The organism is Haloferax mucosum ATCC BAA-1512, assembly GCF_000337815.1.
Lineage (GTDB): Archaea > Halobacteriota > Halobacteria > Halobacteriales > Haloferacaceae > Haloferax > Haloferax mucosum.
Genome location: NZ_AOLN01000001.1, coordinates 325,735 through 343,842, shown reverse-complemented (window position 1 = coordinate 343,842; position 18,108 = coordinate 325,735). Strand labels below are relative to the sequence as shown.

Annotated in this window: 18 protein-coding genes; 9 read left to right on the top strand and 9 right to left on the bottom strand. The window is 63.7% G+C overall.

The annotated features are described in order from the left end of the window. Positions 1-117: 117 nt before the first annotated feature. Together C440_RS01620 and C440_RS01615 are read right to left on the bottom strand one after the other, a co-directional pair. Positions 118-1,242 (bottom strand): BMP family lipoprotein, encoded by a 1,125-nt coding sequence (locus C440_RS01620; protein WP_008317619.1) that lies wholly within the window; start codon positions 1,240-1,242, stop codon positions 118-120. 203 nt (positions 1,243-1,445) lie between these two features. Beyond that, positions 1,446-2,807, bottom strand: coding sequence for a phosphopentomutase/phosphoglucosamine mutase (locus C440_RS01615; protein WP_008317617.1), 1,362 nt, complete (start codon positions 2,805-2,807; stop codon positions 1,446-1,448). 197 nt (positions 2,808-3,004) lie between these two features. On the opposite strand from C440_RS01615, the gene C440_RS01610 reads away from it, so the two are divergent. Both C440_RS01610 and C440_RS01605 read left to right on the top strand, forming a co-directional pair. After that, positions 3,005-3,289 carry an acylphosphatase gene (locus C440_RS01610; RefSeq protein WP_008317613.1) on the top strand — a complete coding sequence of 95 codons (285 nt, stop codon included), beginning with the start codon at positions 3,005-3,007 and terminating at the stop codon, positions 3,287-3,289. Positions 3,290-3,385: 96 nt separating this feature from the next. Then, the gene (locus C440_RS01605) at positions 3,386-3,625 is read left to right on the top strand and encodes a hypothetical protein (protein ID WP_008317612.1); all 240 of its coding nucleotides are present in this window, start codon (positions 3,386-3,388) and stop codon (positions 3,623-3,625) included. Between the two features lie 27 nt (positions 3,626-3,652). On the opposite strand, the gene C440_RS01600 is transcribed toward C440_RS01605, so the two are convergent. The 6 genes from C440_RS01600 to C440_RS01575 all read right to left on the bottom strand — a co-directional run bounded on the left by C440_RS01600 (position 3,653) and on the right by C440_RS01575 (position 10,908). Continuing rightward, positions 3,653-6,172 (bottom strand): efflux RND transporter permease subunit, encoded by a 2,520-nt coding sequence (locus C440_RS01600; RefSeq protein ID WP_008317610.1) that lies wholly within the window; start codon positions 6,170-6,172, stop codon positions 3,653-3,655. Positions 6,173-6,175: 3 nt separating this feature from the next. Beyond that, positions 6,176-7,795, bottom strand: coding sequence for a COG1361 S-layer family protein (locus C440_RS01595; protein WP_008317608.1), 1,620 nt, complete (start codon positions 7,793-7,795; stop codon positions 6,176-6,178). A gap of 168 nt (positions 7,796-7,963) precedes the next feature. Then, the gene (locus C440_RS01590) at positions 7,964-8,407 is read right to left on the bottom strand and encodes a hypothetical protein (protein WP_049915110.1); all 444 of its coding nucleotides are present in this window, start codon (positions 8,405-8,407) and stop codon (positions 7,964-7,966) included. A gap of 344 nt (positions 8,408-8,751) precedes the next feature. Next, complete coding sequence (locus tag C440_RS01585) at positions 8,752-9,486, bottom strand: DUF429 domain-containing protein (RefSeq protein WP_008317602.1); 735 nt, start codon at positions 9,484-9,486, stop codon at positions 8,752-8,754. A 36-nt stretch (positions 9,487-9,522) separates the two neighbouring features. Further along, entirely contained in the window at positions 9,523-10,200 is a 678-nt protein-coding gene (locus C440_RS01580) for a winged helix-turn-helix domain-containing protein (RefSeq protein WP_008317600.1), read from the bottom strand. A gap of 321 nt (positions 10,201-10,521) precedes the next feature. Then, positions 10,522-10,908: a MaoC/PaaZ C-terminal domain-containing protein gene (locus C440_RS01575; RefSeq protein ID WP_008317598.1), complete on the bottom strand. Its 387-nt coding sequence runs from the start codon at positions 10,906-10,908 to the stop codon at positions 10,522-10,524. 191 nt (positions 10,909-11,099) lie between these two features. Between C440_RS01575 and C440_RS01570 the strand changes: the two genes are divergently transcribed. Further along, a complete protein-coding gene (locus C440_RS01570) occupies positions 11,100-11,747 on the top strand; it encodes a hypothetical protein (RefSeq protein WP_049915138.1) in 648 nt (215 codons plus the stop codon). Positions 11,748-11,806: 59 nt separating this feature from the next. Here C440_RS01570 and C440_RS01565 read toward each other — a convergent pair whose 3' ends face one another. Next, entirely contained in the window at positions 11,807-12,232 is a 426-nt protein-coding gene (locus C440_RS01565) for an SRPBCC family protein (protein WP_008317594.1), read from the bottom strand. An 81-nt stretch (positions 12,233-12,313) separates the two neighbouring features. On the opposite strand from C440_RS01565, the gene C440_RS18110 reads away from it, so the two are divergent. The 6 genes from C440_RS18110 to C440_RS01540 all read left to right on the top strand — a co-directional run bounded on the left by C440_RS18110 (position 12,314) and on the right by C440_RS01540 (position 18,098). Beyond that, positions 12,314-12,436 (top strand): hypothetical protein, encoded by a 123-nt coding sequence (locus tag C440_RS18110; RefSeq protein ID WP_008317586.1) that lies wholly within the window; start codon positions 12,314-12,316, stop codon positions 12,434-12,436. A 270-nt stretch (positions 12,437-12,706) separates the two neighbouring features. Next, positions 12,707-13,681, top strand: a complete 975-nt coding sequence (gene mvaD / locus C440_RS01560) for a phosphomevalonate decarboxylase MvaD (protein ID WP_008317584.1) — start codon at positions 12,707-12,709, stop codon at positions 13,679-13,681. A 48-nt stretch (positions 13,682-13,729) separates the two neighbouring features. Continuing rightward, positions 13,730-14,863: an NAD(P)/FAD-dependent oxidoreductase gene (locus tag C440_RS01555; RefSeq protein WP_008317583.1), complete on the top strand. Its 1,134-nt coding sequence runs from the start codon at positions 13,730-13,732 to the stop codon at positions 14,861-14,863. A gap of 139 nt (positions 14,864-15,002) precedes the next feature. Further along, the gene (locus C440_RS01550) at positions 15,003-16,157 is read left to right on the top strand and encodes an acyl-CoA dehydrogenase family protein (protein WP_008317582.1); all 1,155 of its coding nucleotides are present in this window, start codon (positions 15,003-15,005) and stop codon (positions 16,155-16,157) included. A gap of 117 nt (positions 16,158-16,274) precedes the next feature. Then, on the top strand, positions 16,275-16,967 hold the full coding sequence (locus C440_RS01545) for an HAD family hydrolase (protein WP_008317581.1): 693 nt from the start codon (positions 16,275-16,277) through the stop codon (positions 16,965-16,967). A gap of 147 nt (positions 16,968-17,114) precedes the next feature. Continuing rightward, entirely contained in the window at positions 17,115-18,098 is a 984-nt protein-coding gene (locus tag C440_RS01540; RefSeq protein ID WP_008317580.1) for a phosphotransferase family protein, read from the top strand. Positions 18,099-18,108 lie beyond the last annotated feature (10 nt).

The following is an 18,108-nucleotide window of genomic DNA, read 5'->3' as shown; positions in this document are numbered from 1 at the left end:
CGTGTCGTCCCGAGAACTCACTGGCTTGTTGGTCGCTTCGGTCAGCCATCGCGGGAGGCAACGTGCTGTCGGTTGTTGTGTGAGTCGTGAAAAAGATTCGAACGTCCGGGGACGAACTTATTCGGTCGTCGTCGGGACTTCGATGTCGCCGGCGATGATGGACTCGCGCGACGTTTCGAGTTTGTCCTTGACGTCCTGCGGAATCTCGGAGCCGAGTTCGTCACCGTAAACGGCGGCGACACCGTCTTCTTCGAGACCGAGCGTCGTGCTGGTACCGCCGTTGAAATCGTCGTCCACGACGTTTTCGACGGACGTGAAGACAGCCGTTTCGACGCGCTTGACCATGGACGCGAGGATGACGTCGGCGTATTTCGGCTCGGTCTTCGACTGGTCAGAGTCAACACCGACGGCGAACTTACCGTTGTCGCTCGCGGCTTGGAAGACGCCGAGACCGGTCGCACCGGCCGCGTGGTAGATGATGTCCGCGCCTTTGTCGTACATCGACGTGGCGATTTCCTTCCCTTTCGCGGAGTCAGAGAACGAACCGGAGTACGCGACATCAACCGTGATTTCCTCGTCAGCGTGCTTCACACCGGCTTCGAAGCCGGCCTGGAACTTCCGGATGAGCGGCGCATCGACACCGCCGACGAAGCCAACGCGCTTTTCGTCGGGCGTCGTCTCGGCGGCACCGGCCGCGAACTCCTGTGTCGTGAGCAGACCGGCCAGGTGGCCGATTTGGAACGAACCCTGTTCCTCGCGGAACAGATAGCTCGCAACGTTGTCGAGTTCCGGAAGCTCGTCGTCAACGAGCATGAAATTCTGGTCCGGGAAGTTCGGTGCCGTCTCCTTCAGCGCGGACTTCTGTGCGAAGCCGATACACGAGACGAGGTCGTAGTTCGGGTTCGTGGACTGCGCGAAGCGACGCTGGAACTGCGGGAACTCTTCGGAGGCGGACGGCTGTGCCTCTTCGTACGTGATGCCGAATTCCGTCTTCGCCTGTTCGATACCGCGCTTTGCGGCGTCGTTGAAGGACTTGTCGCCGAGACCGCCGAGCGCGTAGACCATTCCGATATTGGCCGCCGCGTCGGAGCCACCCGTCGTCTGTTCGGTCGTCGTGGTTTCTTCGCCACCACTTTCTTCTGTCGTCGTGGCTTCGCCGCCCTCGCTCGGGCCGCCAGTACATCCTGCAAGTCCCGCAATGCCCGCAACCCCTGCCGCTTTGACAAACGAACGTCTGTCCATATCTATGGTCACCTATTGAGACAGGGGCCTCGAAAATTGCATAAAGGTGTCGTTTCGGGGGCAAACGTCTCAAATTTTCAAGATTAACTGCCAGAATGTCAACATCTTATAATTTGTGTGTCTGTGTCTCGGCATCGTCGTGAGCGGGAATCGTCTCTGGAGTCGAGACCACTCAGAAGTGCCGCGAGAAGCGGTGTTGCGGCTTACGCGTCCGCGATCTCTGCTTCGACGACGCCCGTCACGTCATCGACGAGGGCGTCCACGTCGTCCGCCTCGGCGTAGACGCGGATGTACGGTTCCGTTCCCGACGGGCGGACGAGCGTCCACGACGCGTCGGCGAACTCTAGTCTGACACCGTACTCGGTATCGACCGATTCGGGGTCCATCGCCTCCGGAAGCGACGTTTCGAGCGCCGCCATCGCAACGGCCTTCTTCTCGTCTGGACACGAGACGCTGACCTTCCGGTAGGGTCGCTCCGTGACCGGTTCACGAAGGCTGTCCATGCCGGACTCGGCGGCGAGGCGGGCGACGAGCGCCGCGGATGCGACGCCGTCGATCCAACCGCCGAGCGACGGGTGGATGTGTTTCCACGGTTCGGCCGCGAACACGACGTCACCGCCGTCCGCGCGGGCACTTGCGATACCCTCGTGGAGCGCGCCGAGACGAACGCGTTCGACGCGGCCGCCTGCTTCGCGGACGCGCTCGTCGATGCGACCCGATGCGTTCGGCGTCGTGACGATGACGGGGTCAGAAACGTCCGAGACGCGAACGTAATGCTCGGCGACGATTGCGATAACCGTGTCCTCGTGGACGACATCGCCGTCGGCGTCGATGATGACGATGCGGTCCGAGTCGCCGTCGTGGCCGATACCGAAGTCGAAGTCGCCGTCGGCGACGAACGCCCGGAGGTCGGCAAGCGTCTCGGGTGTCGGCTTGGACTCGCGGCCGGGGAAGTGACCGTCGATTTGGGCGTTCAGCGTGACGACGTGTGCGCCGAGGTCGCGGAGCACCTGCGGCGTTCCGAGTGCGGACATCCCGTTGCCACAGTCAATGGCGACGCGGAGACCGTCAAGGTCGGACCCGTGGGCCGACGCGAACTCGACAATTGCGTCGCGGTAGTCGTCGAGGACGCCGCTCGTTCCGCTTGCGCCCCAGCGGTCCCACGCGACGGCGCTCGGCTCGGACTCGACGCGGGCTTCGATGTCGCGTTCGAGGTCGCGGTCGTACTCCTCGCCGTCTACGAACATCTTGATACCGTTGTCCGTCGGCGGGTTGTGCGAGGCGGTGAGCATGATGCCGCGGCGGCCCTTCGAGGCGAACGCGAGCGCCGGAGTCGGGACGACGCCCACGCGAATCACGTCTGCGCCCGCAGAGAGCAGTCCGGCCTCGACCGCGGCGGCGAGTCCCTGCCCGCTCGTTCGCCCGTCGCGGCCGACGACGAACTCGGCCGAACCGTCCGATTCGAGTGCGGCAAGCCCGGCGGCGCGGCCGACGTCGAGGGCGAGTTCCGGCGTCACTCGCTCCGTCACGTCCCCGCGAATACCGGCGGTGCCGAAGAGTTCCATGGTCCAGCGTTGGCAGGGTCGCACTTAGATGCTGACGGTTCGTGGGATGCGTGCGAAACCGGCGCACGGCCGACTCGACGGCCAGGTGTGCAGTTTCGAGACGAGAGGAGCGTCGCCGGACGCAACGCCGGTTCCCGGTCGCCGGACCGCGCCGCCAGACGCCACGCCTTTGCCGTCGGCTGACGAATCGTCGGCGTATGAGCGATAGTACGCGAACACGTGCGCACGTGTACGTGTCCGGTCAGGTACAGGGCGTCTACTACCGCGCGACGACCCGTGACACCGCCCGCGACCTCGGCGTCGATGGCTGGGTCAAGAACCTCTCCGACGGCCGCGTCGAAGCCGTCTTCGAGGGGCCGCGCGACGACGTAGAGTCGATGGTCGAGTGGTGCCACGACGGAAGCCCGATGGCGAGCGTCTCCGACGTGACGGTTACCTACGAGTCGCCCGAGGGCGAAACCGGATTCCGAATCGAACGGTAACATCCGCGTCGCGGCCGCTTCGTCTCGTGTCGTGCGAGCGGTAACATCAGCCAGACGGCCAAATCGTTCAAGCAGTGCTCTGTGGGATGTAGCCGCATGGACTTCCGGAGCGACACGCGCGGTGTCGGCGTCGCAAAACTGTTTTTCACGCTCATCACGAGCGTCGGTCTCGGACTCTCGATGGGCACCTCGTTTCTCATCGTCCGCGGGCCGTTTCTCGGTGGGCCGACGCTCGACCCGTTCCCGATGATGGGCGCGTTAGCCGCCTTCATCGTCGGTATCGTCGTGCTGACGTGGGGAACGACGCGACTGTTCGGCGTGGGAAGCGCCGTGTGACCGGCGGCCAGAAACGGAACGCGCCGGTTAGTCGGCCGCCGAGACGGCTGGGGTGTCAGCGTCATCGACATCGACGCCGCCGAGCGGGACGAGCGGGTCGTTGCCGCTGAAGCGGTCCCAAAGCACCAACGCGGAGGGTAACACCAGCAACGAGGCGAGGAACGAATAGACGATGCTCGCGGCAGTGAGCAGGCCGAACTGCCCGAGAATCGAGAGCACCGCGAGCACGAGCACGCCGAGACCGAAGACGGTCGTGAGCATGCTTCCGGCGAGTGCGCCGCCCGTGCCGCGAACCGTTCTGTCGAGCGCGGTTTCGAGGTCGTGTTCGGTGCGCTCGTCGATAAATCGGTGGACGATGTGGACCGAGTAGTCCACGCCGAGCCCGATTGTCAACGCGAGCACCGTCGCGGTGAAGGCGTTAAAGGGGATTCCAGACAGGCGCATCGTGCCCGCGACGAAGGTGACGGCGACGAGGATAGGAACGAGGTTTGCGAGCGCGAGCGAGGGACGGCGTTCGAGCCACCAGTAGATGAACAACAGGAACAGACCGGTCCCGGCCATAGAGAGAGCGAGACTCTGGACGGCCGAATCGAGGATGAGGTCCGAGATGGCCGAGAAGACGACGACGGTTCCCGTGGCGGTTCCCGCGGTCCGGAATCGCTCGGCGACGTCGCTGGCATCGGCGACGACGGCGTCGTCGTCGGCGTCGGCGCGGACGCGGTAGTCAACCCGCGAACTCCGGTAGTCGTCGGCGAGATACTGCGCGGCGCGGTCGGCCGATTCGGTGGCGAACAACGCATCGTACACTTCGACCACGTCGCGGTCGGGCACGCCGTTGCCGTTTCGGTCGTGTCGGGCGACGACGGCGGCGAACTCGGGATTGCTGTCGGCCTCGGATTCGATGACGGTGAGGATGCTCGTCGAGTCGGCGCGGCGGTCGGTGGCGAGGAACGTGTCCGGTGGGTCCTGTGCGACTCGGTCGAGTTCTTCGAGGAAGGCGTCGTCTGTCACGCGGCCGTCGAGAAAGACCGTGACGACCCCACTTTGTGACGACGTAAAGCGGGCTTCGAGGAACTCGATGTCGGCGACGACGCTGTAGTCGCCCGGTGCGAACGGTTCGGGAAGCGCCTTCAGATATGCGGGCGCTTCGGCGGGTGGCAGGAAGTCCTCTTGGCCGAATTCAGTATCGACGCCGGTCGCATACCACATCATGCCACCCGAACAGAGGAGTGCAACGACGAGCACGACGACGGGCGCTCGGAGTGCGGGTCCGACACCGAGACGAAGTGCTGATCCGAGCGAACTCCCCTCGCGGCCGAGCGGTGACTGGCTGAACGTCGGAATGGGATAGCGCTCACGGAGACGGTCGATCTCGACTTTCGCCGCCGGGAGGAAGACGCCGAAGACGAGGAACGTAAACACGATGCCGATGGCGGCGACGACGCCGAAGTCCCGAATCGGCGTGAGGTTGCTCACGAGATTCGACAGGAAGCCGATGGCCGTCGTACCGGTGACGATGAAAAACGCCACGAGGAGTTGGTCCGTCGCTTTTCGCATCGCCTCGCCGACACCGAGACCGTCGATGCGGTCCTCGCGGTAGCGGTTCACCGCGTGGATGCCGAAGTCGATGCCGACCGCGAGGAGAAGCGGCGGGATGGCAATCATGACCTGATTGAACGGGATGCCCGCGAGACCGAGGAACCCGAACGTCCAGACGAGCGCCATCACGAGCGCCACGGTCCCCAACAGGAGGTCCACGAGGTCGCGGTACGCGATGACGAGAAAGAGGACGATAAACACGACCGCGGCGGGGACGACGATGATAAGCGAGTCGGTGATGACAGTGCCGAATTCGTCGGCGATGACGCCCGACCCGAACACGGAGATATCGCCGCTGACGGTGGCGACGACCCGGGCGGCTTTACGCTGAATCGGGGTAAGCGGGCTTTCGCCACCCTGCCCGGCCGTCGCCTCGTCGGCGAACGGAACCGAGTGCGTGATGACGGCGATGGTCGCCGTCGAACGCGCGGTCGTCGGGTTGAAATCGTCCGAGAGCAGACCGGTGAATCGCTCGTTTTCGGCGTTGTCTCTGACCGCCTCGGCGACCTCGCGCTCGGTCGCGCGTTCGACTGCCCTCACCTGCGCTTCGAGTGTGTCGGCGTCGGGGTCGAGCGACAGGGCGACGACCGACGCGGCGCTCGCGGTTTGAACGACGCGGAGGTCGTCGCGGTCAGACAGGCGCTTTTGGGCCTCCAGCATCCGCAGGAGTTCGCGTCTCGTCAACACGTTCGGCGCGCGCTGGATGAGTTGGGTGCTCCCCGTTCCCTCCTCGAACGACGGCGAGAACTCCTCAGAGATGCGCGAAAACGCCTCTTCCGCCGGGACCTCCTCGGCGAACTGTTCGGTCCCGGATTCGGTCTCGACCGCGCTCAGCCCGCCCCCGAATACCAGTGTGAGGACGAGAAAGACGGCGATGACGCGGCGCGAGCGGTTGACGATGCGGTGGTCCACCCAATCGACGAACCGCTGGAAGTCGAGTCTGGCCACGGCTCAGTTCCGTCCCCGGCGACGGACGACGAGTACTCCCGCGCCGCCGACTGCGGCGAAGACGACTGCCGCACCGAGGATGGGCGCGGAGAGTCCGAACGGAAGCCCCCCGCCGCCGTCGGGCGTTTCGACGCGAACTGGAATCCGGTACGCGTCGGAGATAGTCGTCTCGCCCGCCTCGTTTTCGTACCGGAAGTCGAGGTCGACCGGATAATCTTTCTCCAGTGTCCCACCGGCGGCCGCCACGTCGAAGACGAGCGTCGTCGATTCACCGGGCGCGAGTTCGTCCACGAACGCCTCCGAGTCGGCCGACGAGAGCGGGCCGTCGAGGTATATCTTGGCCGAGATATCGGACAGCAGTTCGTCGCGGTCGTTGACGATGGTCACGCGGAGTTCGCCGCTTCGACCCGGTGCGATGGTCCCCTCGGTGACGGTCACGCCGAACTCGGGCATCTTGGTGCCGACGGACACGCGGAGGTCGATGTCGTCGCTGGTCCGGCGGTCGTCGTCGGTGTCTCTGTAGGAGACACTCGCAGTGAACTGTCGCGGCCCGGCGTCCGCGCTCTCGGAGATTTGCACGTCGAACGCGAAGGGGGCGCTCTCGCCGGGTTCGAGGTCGCCGACGGCGTACTCGGTCTCGGTCGTCGTCGCGGTCCCCTCGGGAACCGAGAGACGGACCACGGCGTTTCGCGCGAGGGTACTGCCGTCGTTTCGCACGACACCTTCGAGTCTGCCTTCCTCGCCGACGCGGAGCGTGCTCGTCACGTCGGTGACGCCGAACGACTGTTCGGCGACGGGAACGAACCCCGCGGCGAGGTCGGGATACTGCAAGCGCGCGCCGTCGGGGTTTTCGTACCCGATGGTGACGCCGAGGGCGTATCCGCGGGTCGATGCGTCGGAATCGAGCGTCGTGTCGTAGACGAACGTCCGGTTTTCGCCCGCAGGCCACGAGTCGGTGAAACTACTCGCGGTCTGCGTGCTGTCGAACGTCACGTCCGGCGACTGCGAGGTCACGCTAACGACGGCGTTTCGTGCCTCCAGTTCGCCGGTGTTCTGAACCGTCAGCGCGACGGTCCCACTGCCGCCGACCGGAACCGTCGAGTCGGCACCGACGACCCCGAATCTGACGCGCTCTTCGATTTGGACCGGGACTTTGAGTCGGTAGACGCGGCGGTGGGCGTTGTCGAACTCGTAGAAGACGTTGAGGCGAAGCGTGTACTCGCCGGCCGCGATGTTCTCGGGCGCTTCGACGCGGAATCCGACCTCGCGGGTGTCGCTGTCGTTCATCGTCCCGACGAACACGTCGCCGGTTTTGACGGTAAAGGGCGTGTTTCGCGGGTCGAGTCGGACGCGGACGTTCTCGGCGGGCTTTGCGACATCTTCGGTATCGACCGGGTCGTTCGCAAAGAGAACTCGCACGGTCGTCTCGACGCCGGGTTCGACCACCGGGTCAACCACGTACGCGCGGAACACGGGGACGTTGTTCGGGTCCTGCTGTGCGACTCCGGGGGCCGGAACGGTAGCGAGGACGAGCAGTACAGTAACCAAGAGCGTGAGGTGGCGCTTCATCATGACCTCCCGGAGTGACGCGCCGATGGCGTCCGGGACCGCGAGTATCGGCACGGGGGTGACCGCGAGGCCAACCCAACTGACAGTTGATACGTCGTCTGAGGAGAAATACAGTTCCCCTCGAAACAGGACATTCAGGCAGGTAGGAACGGCGATTAGAAGTGAACGTGACTGGTCAGCATCGCTCGTCGAGACGGGGCGACTCCCGCCTTTCGAAGTCACTCAGGCGCGCCGGTGGGTACCGAGTTCGGCCAGCGAGCGGATGACGACGTGCGCCTCTACGAGGTCGCGTCGTTCGACCATCGGGTCGTCCGCGTCGGCGACGACCTCGCGTGCCTCGGCGAGCAGTCGCTGTTCTTGTGCTGTCTGGTCCGGTTCCTCGCGGGTGCTGTTCAACAGCGCTTCGAAGTCCTCGCGGAGGCTGAAATCCGCGCGGGCGACGTTACAGCGCGAAAGCGGGTGCGTGTCGAGGTCGAGGACCAACTCCGAGACGAGTTCCCAGTCGCTCTCGCAGAACTGGAGCGTCACGTCGCCGACGATATCTTGCCACGCGATGGGACTGGCGTTCTGCATCAGTGTCACCGCCCGCGGAGGGACAGCGATTCGGGCGACCGTCTTGGGGTCGTCGCAGAGACAGCACGGTTGGTCCGTCCTGCCGGAGTACATACTCGGCGTTAGGAGTAGGTTGACATGTACCTTCGGGCTGTGCGACTCGACGGTGACGGCCGAGAGTCCGTCGGCTCTCCGGGGCAAAACGATGGGTTCGAAATCCGGGGCAAGGATGTCGAACCCGAGGCGGGAGCGGGAGGCGCGACCGACTGGCAGGCTGACACTGAATCACGTGTTGGGCTGGCTGGCTATGCCGTGGCTGTGACAGCGGCCACGCCACCCATTAAATTGGGAACCACAAATAAAAATCTTCGTTCTAGCACCGTATTGAGAACTATTGTGGGACATATACTGGTGTGTTTCAATATCTTTTGGGAACAATGGCTAGAATGTCAATCACTCTACTCGGGCGTGCTTTCGGAACGGGGGACGTGAATCGCCATCGTGAGTCCGACGGCGTCCCGCGGCGGATTCGCGGGGAGCGTTTCGAGGGGGTATCGTGCCGCCACCGCGAGGGCGAGGGCGTCCAAAATATCGTCGCGGGCGACGTCGCGTCGGAGCGTCCGCGACAGCGTCTTTCGGTACACCGTTTCGGGGTCGCCGTCGGGAAACGCGGTCCGAAGCAGGTCGAGTCGGCGGACACGACCGACCTGCGTAGACTTCGACTCGGCGAGCGGTTCGCCCGCGAACGCGGCGAACACGAGTTCCGGGTGCGCCTCGAACACGCGGTCTCGCACGTCGGGTCTCGCTCTGAGAACCGAATCGACGTCCCGGATTTTCGGCACTAACTGCCACGCCTGAATGGAGAGTCCGGAACCGCACCGCGCTCGGTTTCGAGCGTTTGCGTCCGCGTGAGAGTCGGCGTCGAGGACGGCCCGGACGGGGGCGAAAAAGACCGTCGAAGCCCGCGACCCGAGACGGTGTCGCGCCTCCCTGTCGCAGTCTCGACGGTCGGTCGCCGAGAGACCGATTGGGATGTCCACGAGGACGCGTTCGGCCTCGTGTGCGACGGCGAAGTCACAGACGGCTTCGAAATCGGGAACGACCTCGATAGCGACGCCGTCCGGCGACGCGCGAGCGCAGACCCACCCAGCTGAACAGCCATCGACACCGACGACCGGCTTCGGTAGTGACACGGCTACGCACTACGGAGCCGAGGTTGAAAACAGAACTTACGAGTCGAGTGCCGCGGCCGTCAACTGCTGGCAGGCGTCTTGCAGGTCGTTAAGTACGGTGTCGAACGTCGCGTCGAGAGACACGAGAAGTGTTGCGTCGGTGCCGAGCGGAACGCGAACGACGAGGACGTCGTCGATTGTGAACGCGACGAGGTCGGGACTGCCAATCGACGACTCCGCCAACGGGTCGTCGATTGCGTCTTCGTTCGTGAGCGTCGAGACGAGCGTCTTCATCGTCTCCTCGTCGTATCGGTCGGCGAGAGACGGTGAAAAGAACCGAACCCACGTCTTGTTGGACTCGCACCAAGCGGCCGCGCGGAGCGAATCCTCGTACATCGAGACCAACTTGTCGATGAGTTCGGGAGCGGGAAAGTCGCCGGGGTCAACGACGGTAATCTCAGCCTCTCGGTCGAGCGCGACGCGTTCGTACGCGAGTTCGCCGAGGTCGGTGAGTCCGTACAACCGACCTTTTTGTTGCGATTCGGGAACAAGTAGCTCGACGATGTCTCGCTCTCGGAGTTCCGATAGCGCGCGAGACACGTGCGGTTGTGCGAGGTCGGTCTCCGCGGCGATTCGTGACGGAAGCCCAGAGCCGTGCTCCGAGAGATACCGACACACTGACAGCCGGTATCGGGAGCTTGCGATGTAGCCTGCGGAATCCCAGGCGTCGGTCATAGCCGAGGATCACCGCCGCTCGTTTTCACAATCATTGACACGTTCTAGAATGATACACAGTGCCTAACTGGGTATATCTTTCGAGCATTACCAATATTCTCGGACTGTTGTTGTGTTTAAATTTCAACATCAACTCCGGAATGACGGCACAGACGCACGCCGAAGTCGTGAAGAAAACAGAAGTGATGAACCGACACCAATTGTGTTTCTCCCGCCGGGGACCGTTGGTACTCTCTGGAGAGTCGCAGTTCCCGAACGAGTGAGAAAAAGTATGGACAGCAACAGCACGTCCGGAAACGAGGCGCGTTGTCGCGCGTGGAACTAGTCGTCCTTCCAGACAATCCCGTCAACGGTCGCACGCAACACGGCGTCGTCGTCCGCGTTCTCGCAGACGACATCTGAAGTGAACTCGTATCGGTCGTCGTGTTCGGTGACCGTCTCGTACGTCGATGTGCAGGTGATACGCTGACCGGTGTAGACGGGACGGAGGAACTCGAACTCCATCGTTCGGGCTAACACCTCGTTGTCGCCGCCCAACTTCGTCGGCAACGTCGCCGTCAGCAATCCCTGTACCATCACTCGTCCGTCTTCGTCAGGTTCGGTGTGTCGCGGTTGTGCGTCCCCCGAGAGGTCCGCGAACATTTGGACATCCTCGACGGTGAACACCCGCTCGTACGTCTGTACGTCGCCTTCGACTGGTCGGTTCATGTGATACTGTACCGCTAGACGTGTCGTCCTATAGTAAAATGCGGAGATTGTATGAATTATAAATTACAACTCAGTTGTTAGTATCTGACAGACATATCAAGACTGGCCGTACGGCCACTGTCAACCCGCTTATCTTCATCTGCCGGGCATAGCGGGAAGCTTTATCCCGAGGTCGTTTGTCTGTCCGGATGATGAGCGACGCGTCGTTGTCGAACGTACTCTCGTTTCTCGATATCGAGGATTTAGTGAGCGTCGTCGAACAGGTCCGGGCAGAGCGCGGGACGCGGACCAAGCGGAGCGAGCGCGACGGCCAGATGTTTCTCTTTGCGGCCCCGGAAGGCGAACCACAACCGACCGAAGTCATCTGGCTCGATATCGCGGCCGACTTCGACCCGCAGTCCGTGGAGGTCTTCGCGGACCGCTGTGAGGACCGCGGTCTCGACGGAACGATACTGACCACCGGCGACGAAGTGCGCGCCAGAGAGACGCTCGCGTTGGCGTTCGCAACCGACGAACAACTCGAAGAACAGGACTACGGACGGGAAGAACTCGAACTCATCGTAGACCCCAGCGAAGTTGAAGTGCCGCTCTCGTTGGAGACGATGGACGACCTCGAAGCGGCATTGTTGGCGACCGGTCTCGACGACGAGGTCATCGACGAACATTACGAATCGCACGAACCCGATTTCGAAGAGGTACTGCGGGAAATCGACGAGGAGGAAGCGATGCAGGAGGTCGACGACGAACAGGAGTCAAGTTCCGGGTTGGGACTGCTCGTCTTACTTCTCGTGTTCGTTCTCGCCGTCGCCGTCGGGTTGTTCCTGTTCGGCCCGTTTTAACTGGGCTTCGACCGATTCTATCTAGGACTCGACCCGTTCACGCACCGGTTTTACGGAGGCTATCCAGTCGTCGCAAGGCGCTCTATCCGGCGGAGCGCGACCGCACAGACCACGACGTAGGGACCGGCGAGAGGCGGAATCTCGAACGCGACGACCGACCGGCCCACGCCGGCCGTCTCGACTCGGTGTCCCGTCGCCGGAATACCGGCGACTCGCCACGTCCAGCGCCGGTCGGCACACGAGTCGATAGTGAACGGAATCCAGACGCCGCCGACGCGAACGTCGCCGCGACTTCCCGCCTCGATGACGCCGTCGATACCGCGGACGGCCGAGACGCTCGGTCCCCAGTCGGGCCACCGTTCGACCGAGATTAAAATATCCCACACCGCTTCGGCGGGTGCTGAAACGTCCCGCGAGACGACGAGCCGCCGTCCGTCTGGCGTTCGTTCGAGACGCGTCCGGGATGCGCGGTTAGTCACCACCATACACCCTAATATGCTAATAAGTGGTAATATAACATCGCCGAAAGCCTTATGTTCAAATCGTGGTAGGAGGTAGCAAGGACAATGAAACACACAGACACCCGAGCGAAACCGACGATGCGAGACGTGAGCCACACCCCACCGGCCGGAGAGAGCGTCACAAACGTCTGGGAGCGCGGCAACGAATCCGAAGCAAGCGGCGAGTAGAATAACAAGACACGAGCGAACACGACGACCTAACAATCGGCGAGTAACGAACGACGAACGTGCGGTATCGAGTACGAGCCACACCACCATCTCATCCCCATCGGAGGCGAGACGGCGGTGCTCGTCCTGCCATAGTACATCCGCGCCGGCCAGGTTGTCGGCTGGCGCGTTCACTTACCACGACGCGCCGAGCGGCGCGCCCGCCCCGTCGCGTCGGCGGAGCCGTCACCTATCGGGACGTTTAACCCCCAGTCTGACGGCCGTTCGTACATGAAGGCGACCGCCAAGGCCCACCCCATTCAGGGCCTCGTGAAGTACCACGGGATGCGAGACCCTGAGATTCGACTGCCGTATCACGACAGCATCAGCGTCTGTACGGCGCCGAGCCACACGAAGACGACCGTCGAGTTCCTCCCCGACGCCGACGAGGACGTCTACGTCATCGGCGGTGAGGAAGTCGATGGCCGCGGGGCAGAACGCATCCGCGACGTGGTCGAACACGTCCGCGACCTCGCCGACTTCGACCACCGCGTCCGCCTCGAAAGCGAGAACTCCTTCCCCTCGAACATCGGCTTCGGGTCGTCCTCGTCGGGCTTCGCCGCCGCCGCGGTGGCGCTCGCAGAGGCCGCCGGTCTCGACATGACGCGTCCCGAAATCTCGACGATTGCCCGTCGCGGCTCCTCGTCGGCCGCGCGCGCCGTCACGGGCGCGTTCTCGCACCTCTACTCGGGGATGAACGACACCGACTGTCGCTCCGAGCGCATCGAGACCGACCTCGAAGACGACCTGCGGGTCGTCGCCGCGCACGTGCCCGCCTACAAGGAAACCGAGCAGGCTCACGCCGAGGCCGCAGACAGCCATATGTTCCAAGCTCGGATGGCGCACATGCACAAGCAAATCGACGACATGCGCGATGCGCTCTACGAAGCCGACTTCGAGGCCGCCTTCGAACTCGCCGAACACGACTCGCTGTCGCTCGCGGCGACGACGATGACCGGTCCCGCCGGCTGGGTCTACTGGCAACCGCGAACCATCGCCGTGTTCAATGCGATTCGAAAACTGCGCACGGAAGCGGGCGTTCCGGCGTACTTCTCGACCGACACCGGCGCGAGCGTCTACGTCAACACGACCGCCGAACACGTCGAACGCGTCGAGGAAGTCGTCGCCGACTGCGACGTCGAAACCGACGTGTGGGAAGTCGGCGGTCCCGCCGAGATTCTCGACGAATCGGACGCCCTGTTCTAAAGGACCAACCGCCGTCACGCTCTTTTCTGTCGCGTCCAAGGTACAGCCATGCGTGTCTTGGTTCTCGGTGCCGGGTACGCGGGACTCACGCTCGCCCGCGACCTCGAACGCCGACTTCCTGCCGACGCCGACTTGACCGTGGTGAACGACGCTCCGCACCACCTCGTCCAACACGAAGTTCACCGCGCGATTCGGCGTCCCGCCGTCGCCGACGCGATTCAGGTCCCGCTCGACGACGCCCTCCAGCGCGCCGAAGTCGTCGTTGAACGAGTCGAAGACATCGACCGCGACGCTCGCACCGTCAGCCTCGCCGACGGCGACGCGCTCGACTACGACTACTGCGCCGTCTGTCTCGGCGCGGAGACCGCCTACTACGACATCCCCGGACTCGAAGCGCACTCGGTGCCGCTCAAACGCCTCGACCACGCCGCGGACATCCGCGCCCGCTTTTTCGACGACTGCGACGAAGGCGGCACCATCGTCGTCGGCGGGGCCGGACTCTCGGGTGTCCAAGTCGCCGGCGAACTCGCCGCGCTCCGCGACGAAGAAGACGCCAACACCGATATCGTCCTCGTCGAGCAGTTGGAGACGGTCGCGCCGTCGTTCCCCGAAAACTTCCAGCGAGCGGTCCGCGACGAACTCCTCGACCGAGGTGTCGAACTCCGGACCGAAACGGCAGTGCAGTCGGTCACGGAGACGACCGTCGAGACCGACACCGGCCGGTTCAACTACGACATGCTCGTCTGGACCGGCGGCATCGCGGGCAACGGCGCGATGGCCGGCGAGCGCCCGCCCGTCCGTGCCGACCTCCGAATCGACCCTCGAACCTTCGTCGTCGGTGATGCCGCCCGCGTCGTTGACGCCGACGGCGAACCAGTCCCCGCGAGCGCGTCGGCGGCGCTCCGAGAGGCAAAGACCGCCGCAAAGAGCATCGCCGCGCAGGTCGAACACGACGAGTACGGCGACGAAAACGACTTCCCGCCGCGACCCAATTCGTACCGCTTCGAAGTCCCCGGCTGGATTGTCTCTGTCGGCGACGGCGCGGTCGCACAGGTCGGCCCGAGCATCTTCCGCGGGAGCGCCGCGAAGGCGATGAAAGCGACGGTCGGCGCGGGCCATCTCACGTCCGTCGGGGCCGTCTCGCACGCGGTCTCCCTCGTCGAAGAGGAGTTGAACACCTGAAACGAAGCGGGCGATAAAAAAAATCCCAAAAACTGAGGGAGCGGTTTCAAACGTCCCGGTATCGGCCATTTTGTATAAACGGAGAGTTCGTTGTTTGTAGTGTCACAAACATTATTGAATAGGTTTGTGATTAACAATCATGGAATACAACCTCACAGACGAACAGCGAGCCATCCGAGACGAGGTTCGGCGGTTCGCCGAAAACGAGATTGCGCCCGTCGCAAGCGAGTACGACGAGTCCGAGACGTACCCCTACGAAATCGTTCAGAAGGCGGCCGAGATGGGACTGACGGGGGCGCACTTCCCCGTCGAATACGGCGGCGTCGGCTACACGTCGCTCGAAAACGCGCTCGTCACAGAGGAGTTGTTCGCGGTTGACCCCGGTATCGGGCTCTGTATCACGAGCGCCGGGTTCGGCGCGGAGGCCATCATCAACTTCGGGACCGACGAGCAAAAAGAGCGCTTTCTGCCGCCCATCGTTGACGGCGAGTCGGTCATGGGTGCGGCAATCAGCGAACCGCAGGCCGGGTCGGACGTAACGTCGGTCCGGACGTCCGCCGAGAAAGACGGCGACGAGTGGGTCATCAACGGCAACAAGATGTGGATTACGAACGGAAGCGTCGGCGACTACTTCGTCGTGCTGTGCCAGACCGACCCCGACGCGGACGACCGCTACTCGGGCTTCTCGCAGATTATCGTCGAGGCCGACCGCGACGGCTTCTCGGCCGAGAAAATCACCGGTAAGATGGGCATCCGCGCCAGCGACACCGCCGAACTCATCTTCGACGACGTACGCGTCCCCGAATCGAACCTCGTCGGCACCCGCGGCATGGGGTTCCTTCAACTCATGCAGTTTTTCGACGAGACGCGAACCTCGGTCGCCGCCCAAGCCGTCGGCATCGCCAAAGGTGCCTGCGAGCAGGCGCTCGAATACGCCGAAGAACGCGAGCAATTCGGTCGCTCTATCGGCGAGTTTCAAGCGATTCAGCACAAACTCGCCGAGATGCACACCGCGACCGAAGCGGCCCGGCAACTCACGTACAAATCCGCGTGGAGCGTCGATAACGACGAGGGGCAGTTGACCGCGTTGGCGTCGATGGCAAAGGAGTTCGCGTCCGACGTTGCGACCGACGTCACAGACGAGGCCGTCCAGATTCACGGCGGAGCCGGCTTCGTCAACGACCACGACGTAGAGCGCCTCTACCGCGACGCGAAAATTACGCAGATATACGAAGGGACCTCGGAGATTCAAAAGAACGTCATCGCCCGCGAACTGCTCGACAAGGGCATCTGACGACCCGAATCGTTCGAATCGTTTCGCTTCGGGGTCCGAAGCCACAGCCGCAGTGCCCACGCCGATTGACTCCCGTGTGAGGACGAGCGTTTTATTCCTCGCCGTCGTAACTCGACGGTGGCATCTTTCGACGCGATACTCTTCGACCTCGACGGGACACTCTGTACGAACGACCAGAGCGGCGAGACGATATACGACGGCTCGTTCGCCGCCGCCGGTATCGAGCGATTCGGCGAGCCGACCGACCTCTGGGCCGCCCTCGACGACCCACCGGACCCCGACGACCCCGAAGGACACCTCGCGTCGGGGTTCGAACGCGTGGCCGCGAAGTACGGCCGCGACTCGGTCGATACGACGGCGTTAGCCCGTGGATTCATCGAGACGGTTGACCACACCGCCGTCTCGTTTCTCCCCGGTGCGGAGGCGGCGCTGTCGACGGCCCGCACCCGCTCTCACATCGGTCTCGTCACGAACGGCCCGGAGCGCAGACAGTCGGTCAAACTCGATTCGCTCGGTCTCGACGGCGCGTTCGACGTGGTCGTCTTCGCCGGTGACATGCCGCGTCGAAAGCCGCATCCGGACCCCTTCGACCGGGCGCTCGACGCACTCGGCGTCGCCCCCGATTCGAGCCTGTACGTCGGCAACTCGTTGGAGTTCGACGTCGGCGGCGCACAACGCGCCGGTCTCGACGCCGCGTGGTGTCCGGAGGATAACACGGAAGCAAACGACCTCGACCCGGGCGCGTACACGCCTGAGTACGTCCTTCGGTCGCTTCACGAGTTTGGCGAGATATTCGACGCGCGGCCGTAACCGTCGATAGGGTTGTCCACCGAGCCGATGGTCCCGTCCACCCGACACCACTACTGATTGACACCGTCGACGACGTGATTTTGTGTCGCTCGTGACCCACGAATCCAGCCGGTGCATATTTGTTGTTGTCATCCTTACAATACCTCCATGAACTACGTCGCGGCCGCGGTCGAACGCGAGTTTCCGACGAAACGCATCGGAGCGGTCTCCCCGATGCGAAGCGGGAACCACAAGCGGACAACGCTCGTGACGTTCGCAGACGGCGAGACGGTCGTCGTGCAACTCGTCTCTGACCCCGAGTCGCTCCGCCTCGAAGTCCGTCTCGCGCGAGCGGTTCGGAAGCGAACGTCGCTTCCGGTTCCCCGCGTCCTTGCGACGGGAACAGTGGCGGGCCACGGATACGCCATCGTCGAGCGCGCAGTCGGCGACGAACTCCACGAACGGTTCGTCTCGCTCGATACGGCGACCCAGATGCAGGTCGCACGCACGTTCGGCCGCGGGTTGGGCCAACTCCACGACGCGTTTTCGTTCGACGGCTACGGCGCGCTCGACACGTTCGGAGACGACTCGATAGCCGAGTTTTACGCCGACGGCGCGACCGACTGGCGCTCGTGGTTTGCTACGTACGCGCGCGACGGCATCGACGCACTGCCGCCGACGTTCGATTCACTTCGGCAGAGGTTGTACGACGCCGTCGAAACCGCGTCGCTCCCGGCGTCTCCCCCGGCGGTGCTGTATCCGTGGGACCTCAGGCCCGGGAACGCGCTGGTCGCAGACGACGCCGTCTCTGCCGTCCTCGACTGGGGGAACCCGCTCGCGGCCACCCCCGGACTCGGCGTTGCGAAGGTCGAACACCTCGTCGCCGACTGGTACGTTGCAGACGGGTCCGCGCTTCGGCGCGCGTTCCGCGAGGGCTACGAAGGCGTCCGACCGTATCCGACGGTCGAACGAATCTACCGGGTCGTCGCGGTCGTTCGGTCGGCGGTCGATTCGGCGGGCGACGTAACCCGTCCCGGCTATCCCGAACGAACCGGGTCGGCGGCGGTTGCATTCCACCGCGTGCGACTCGCGTCGCTCGTGAATTCACCGTCCGAATCGCCGCCGAACCCCCAAATTGACACGAACTACTAATTCGACGTGC

What these genes read in the sequence shown, in the direction of transcription:
- C440_RS01620 (WP_008317619.1), bottom strand. Translation starts at nt 1,242, where the DNA reads ATGGACAGACGTTCGTTTGTCAAAGCGGCAGGGGTTGCGGGCATTGCG.
- C440_RS01615 (WP_008317617.1), bottom strand. Translation starts at nt 2,807, where the DNA reads ATGGAACTCTTCGGCACCGCCGGTATTCGCGGGGACGTGACGGAGCGA.
- C440_RS01610 (WP_008317613.1), top strand. Translation starts at nt 3,005, where the DNA reads ATGAGCGATAGTACGCGAACACGTGCGCACGTGTACGTGTCCGGTCAG.
- C440_RS01605 (WP_008317612.1), top strand. Translation starts at nt 3,386, where the DNA reads ATGGACTTCCGGAGCGACACGCGCGGTGTCGGCGTCGCAAAACTGTTT.
- C440_RS01590 (WP_049915110.1), bottom strand. Translation starts at nt 8,407, where the DNA reads ATGTACTCCGGCAGGACGGACCAACCGTGCTGTCTCTGCGACGACCCC.
- C440_RS01580 (WP_008317600.1), bottom strand. Translation starts at nt 10,200, where the DNA reads ATGACCGACGCCTGGGATTCCGCAGGCTACATCGCAAGCTCCCGATAC.
- C440_RS01575 (WP_008317598.1), bottom strand. Translation starts at nt 10,908, where the DNA reads ATGAACCGACCAGTCGAAGGCGACGTACAGACGTACGAGCGGGTGTTC.
- C440_RS01570 (WP_049915138.1), top strand. Translation starts at nt 11,100, where the DNA reads ATGAGCGACGCGTCGTTGTCGAACGTACTCTCGTTTCTCGATATCGAG.
- C440_RS01565 (WP_008317594.1), bottom strand. Translation starts at nt 12,232, where the DNA reads ATGGTGGTGACTAACCGCGCATCCCGGACGCGTCTCGAACGAACGCCA.
- C440_RS18110 (WP_008317586.1), top strand. Translation starts at nt 12,314, where the DNA reads ATGAAACACACAGACACCCGAGCGAAACCGACGATGCGAGACGTGAGC.
- mvaD (WP_008317584.1), top strand. Translation starts at nt 12,707, where the DNA reads ATGAAGGCGACCGCCAAGGCCCACCCCATTCAGGGCCTCGTGAAGTAC.
- C440_RS01555 (WP_008317583.1), top strand. Translation starts at nt 13,730, where the DNA reads ATGCGTGTCTTGGTTCTCGGTGCCGGGTACGCGGGACTCACGCTCGCC.
- C440_RS01550 (WP_008317582.1), top strand. Translation starts at nt 15,003, where the DNA reads ATGGAATACAACCTCACAGACGAACAGCGAGCCATCCGAGACGAGGTT.
- C440_RS01540 (WP_008317580.1), top strand. Translation starts at nt 17,115, where the DNA reads ATGAACTACGTCGCGGCCGCGGTCGAACGCGAGTTTCCGACGAAACGC.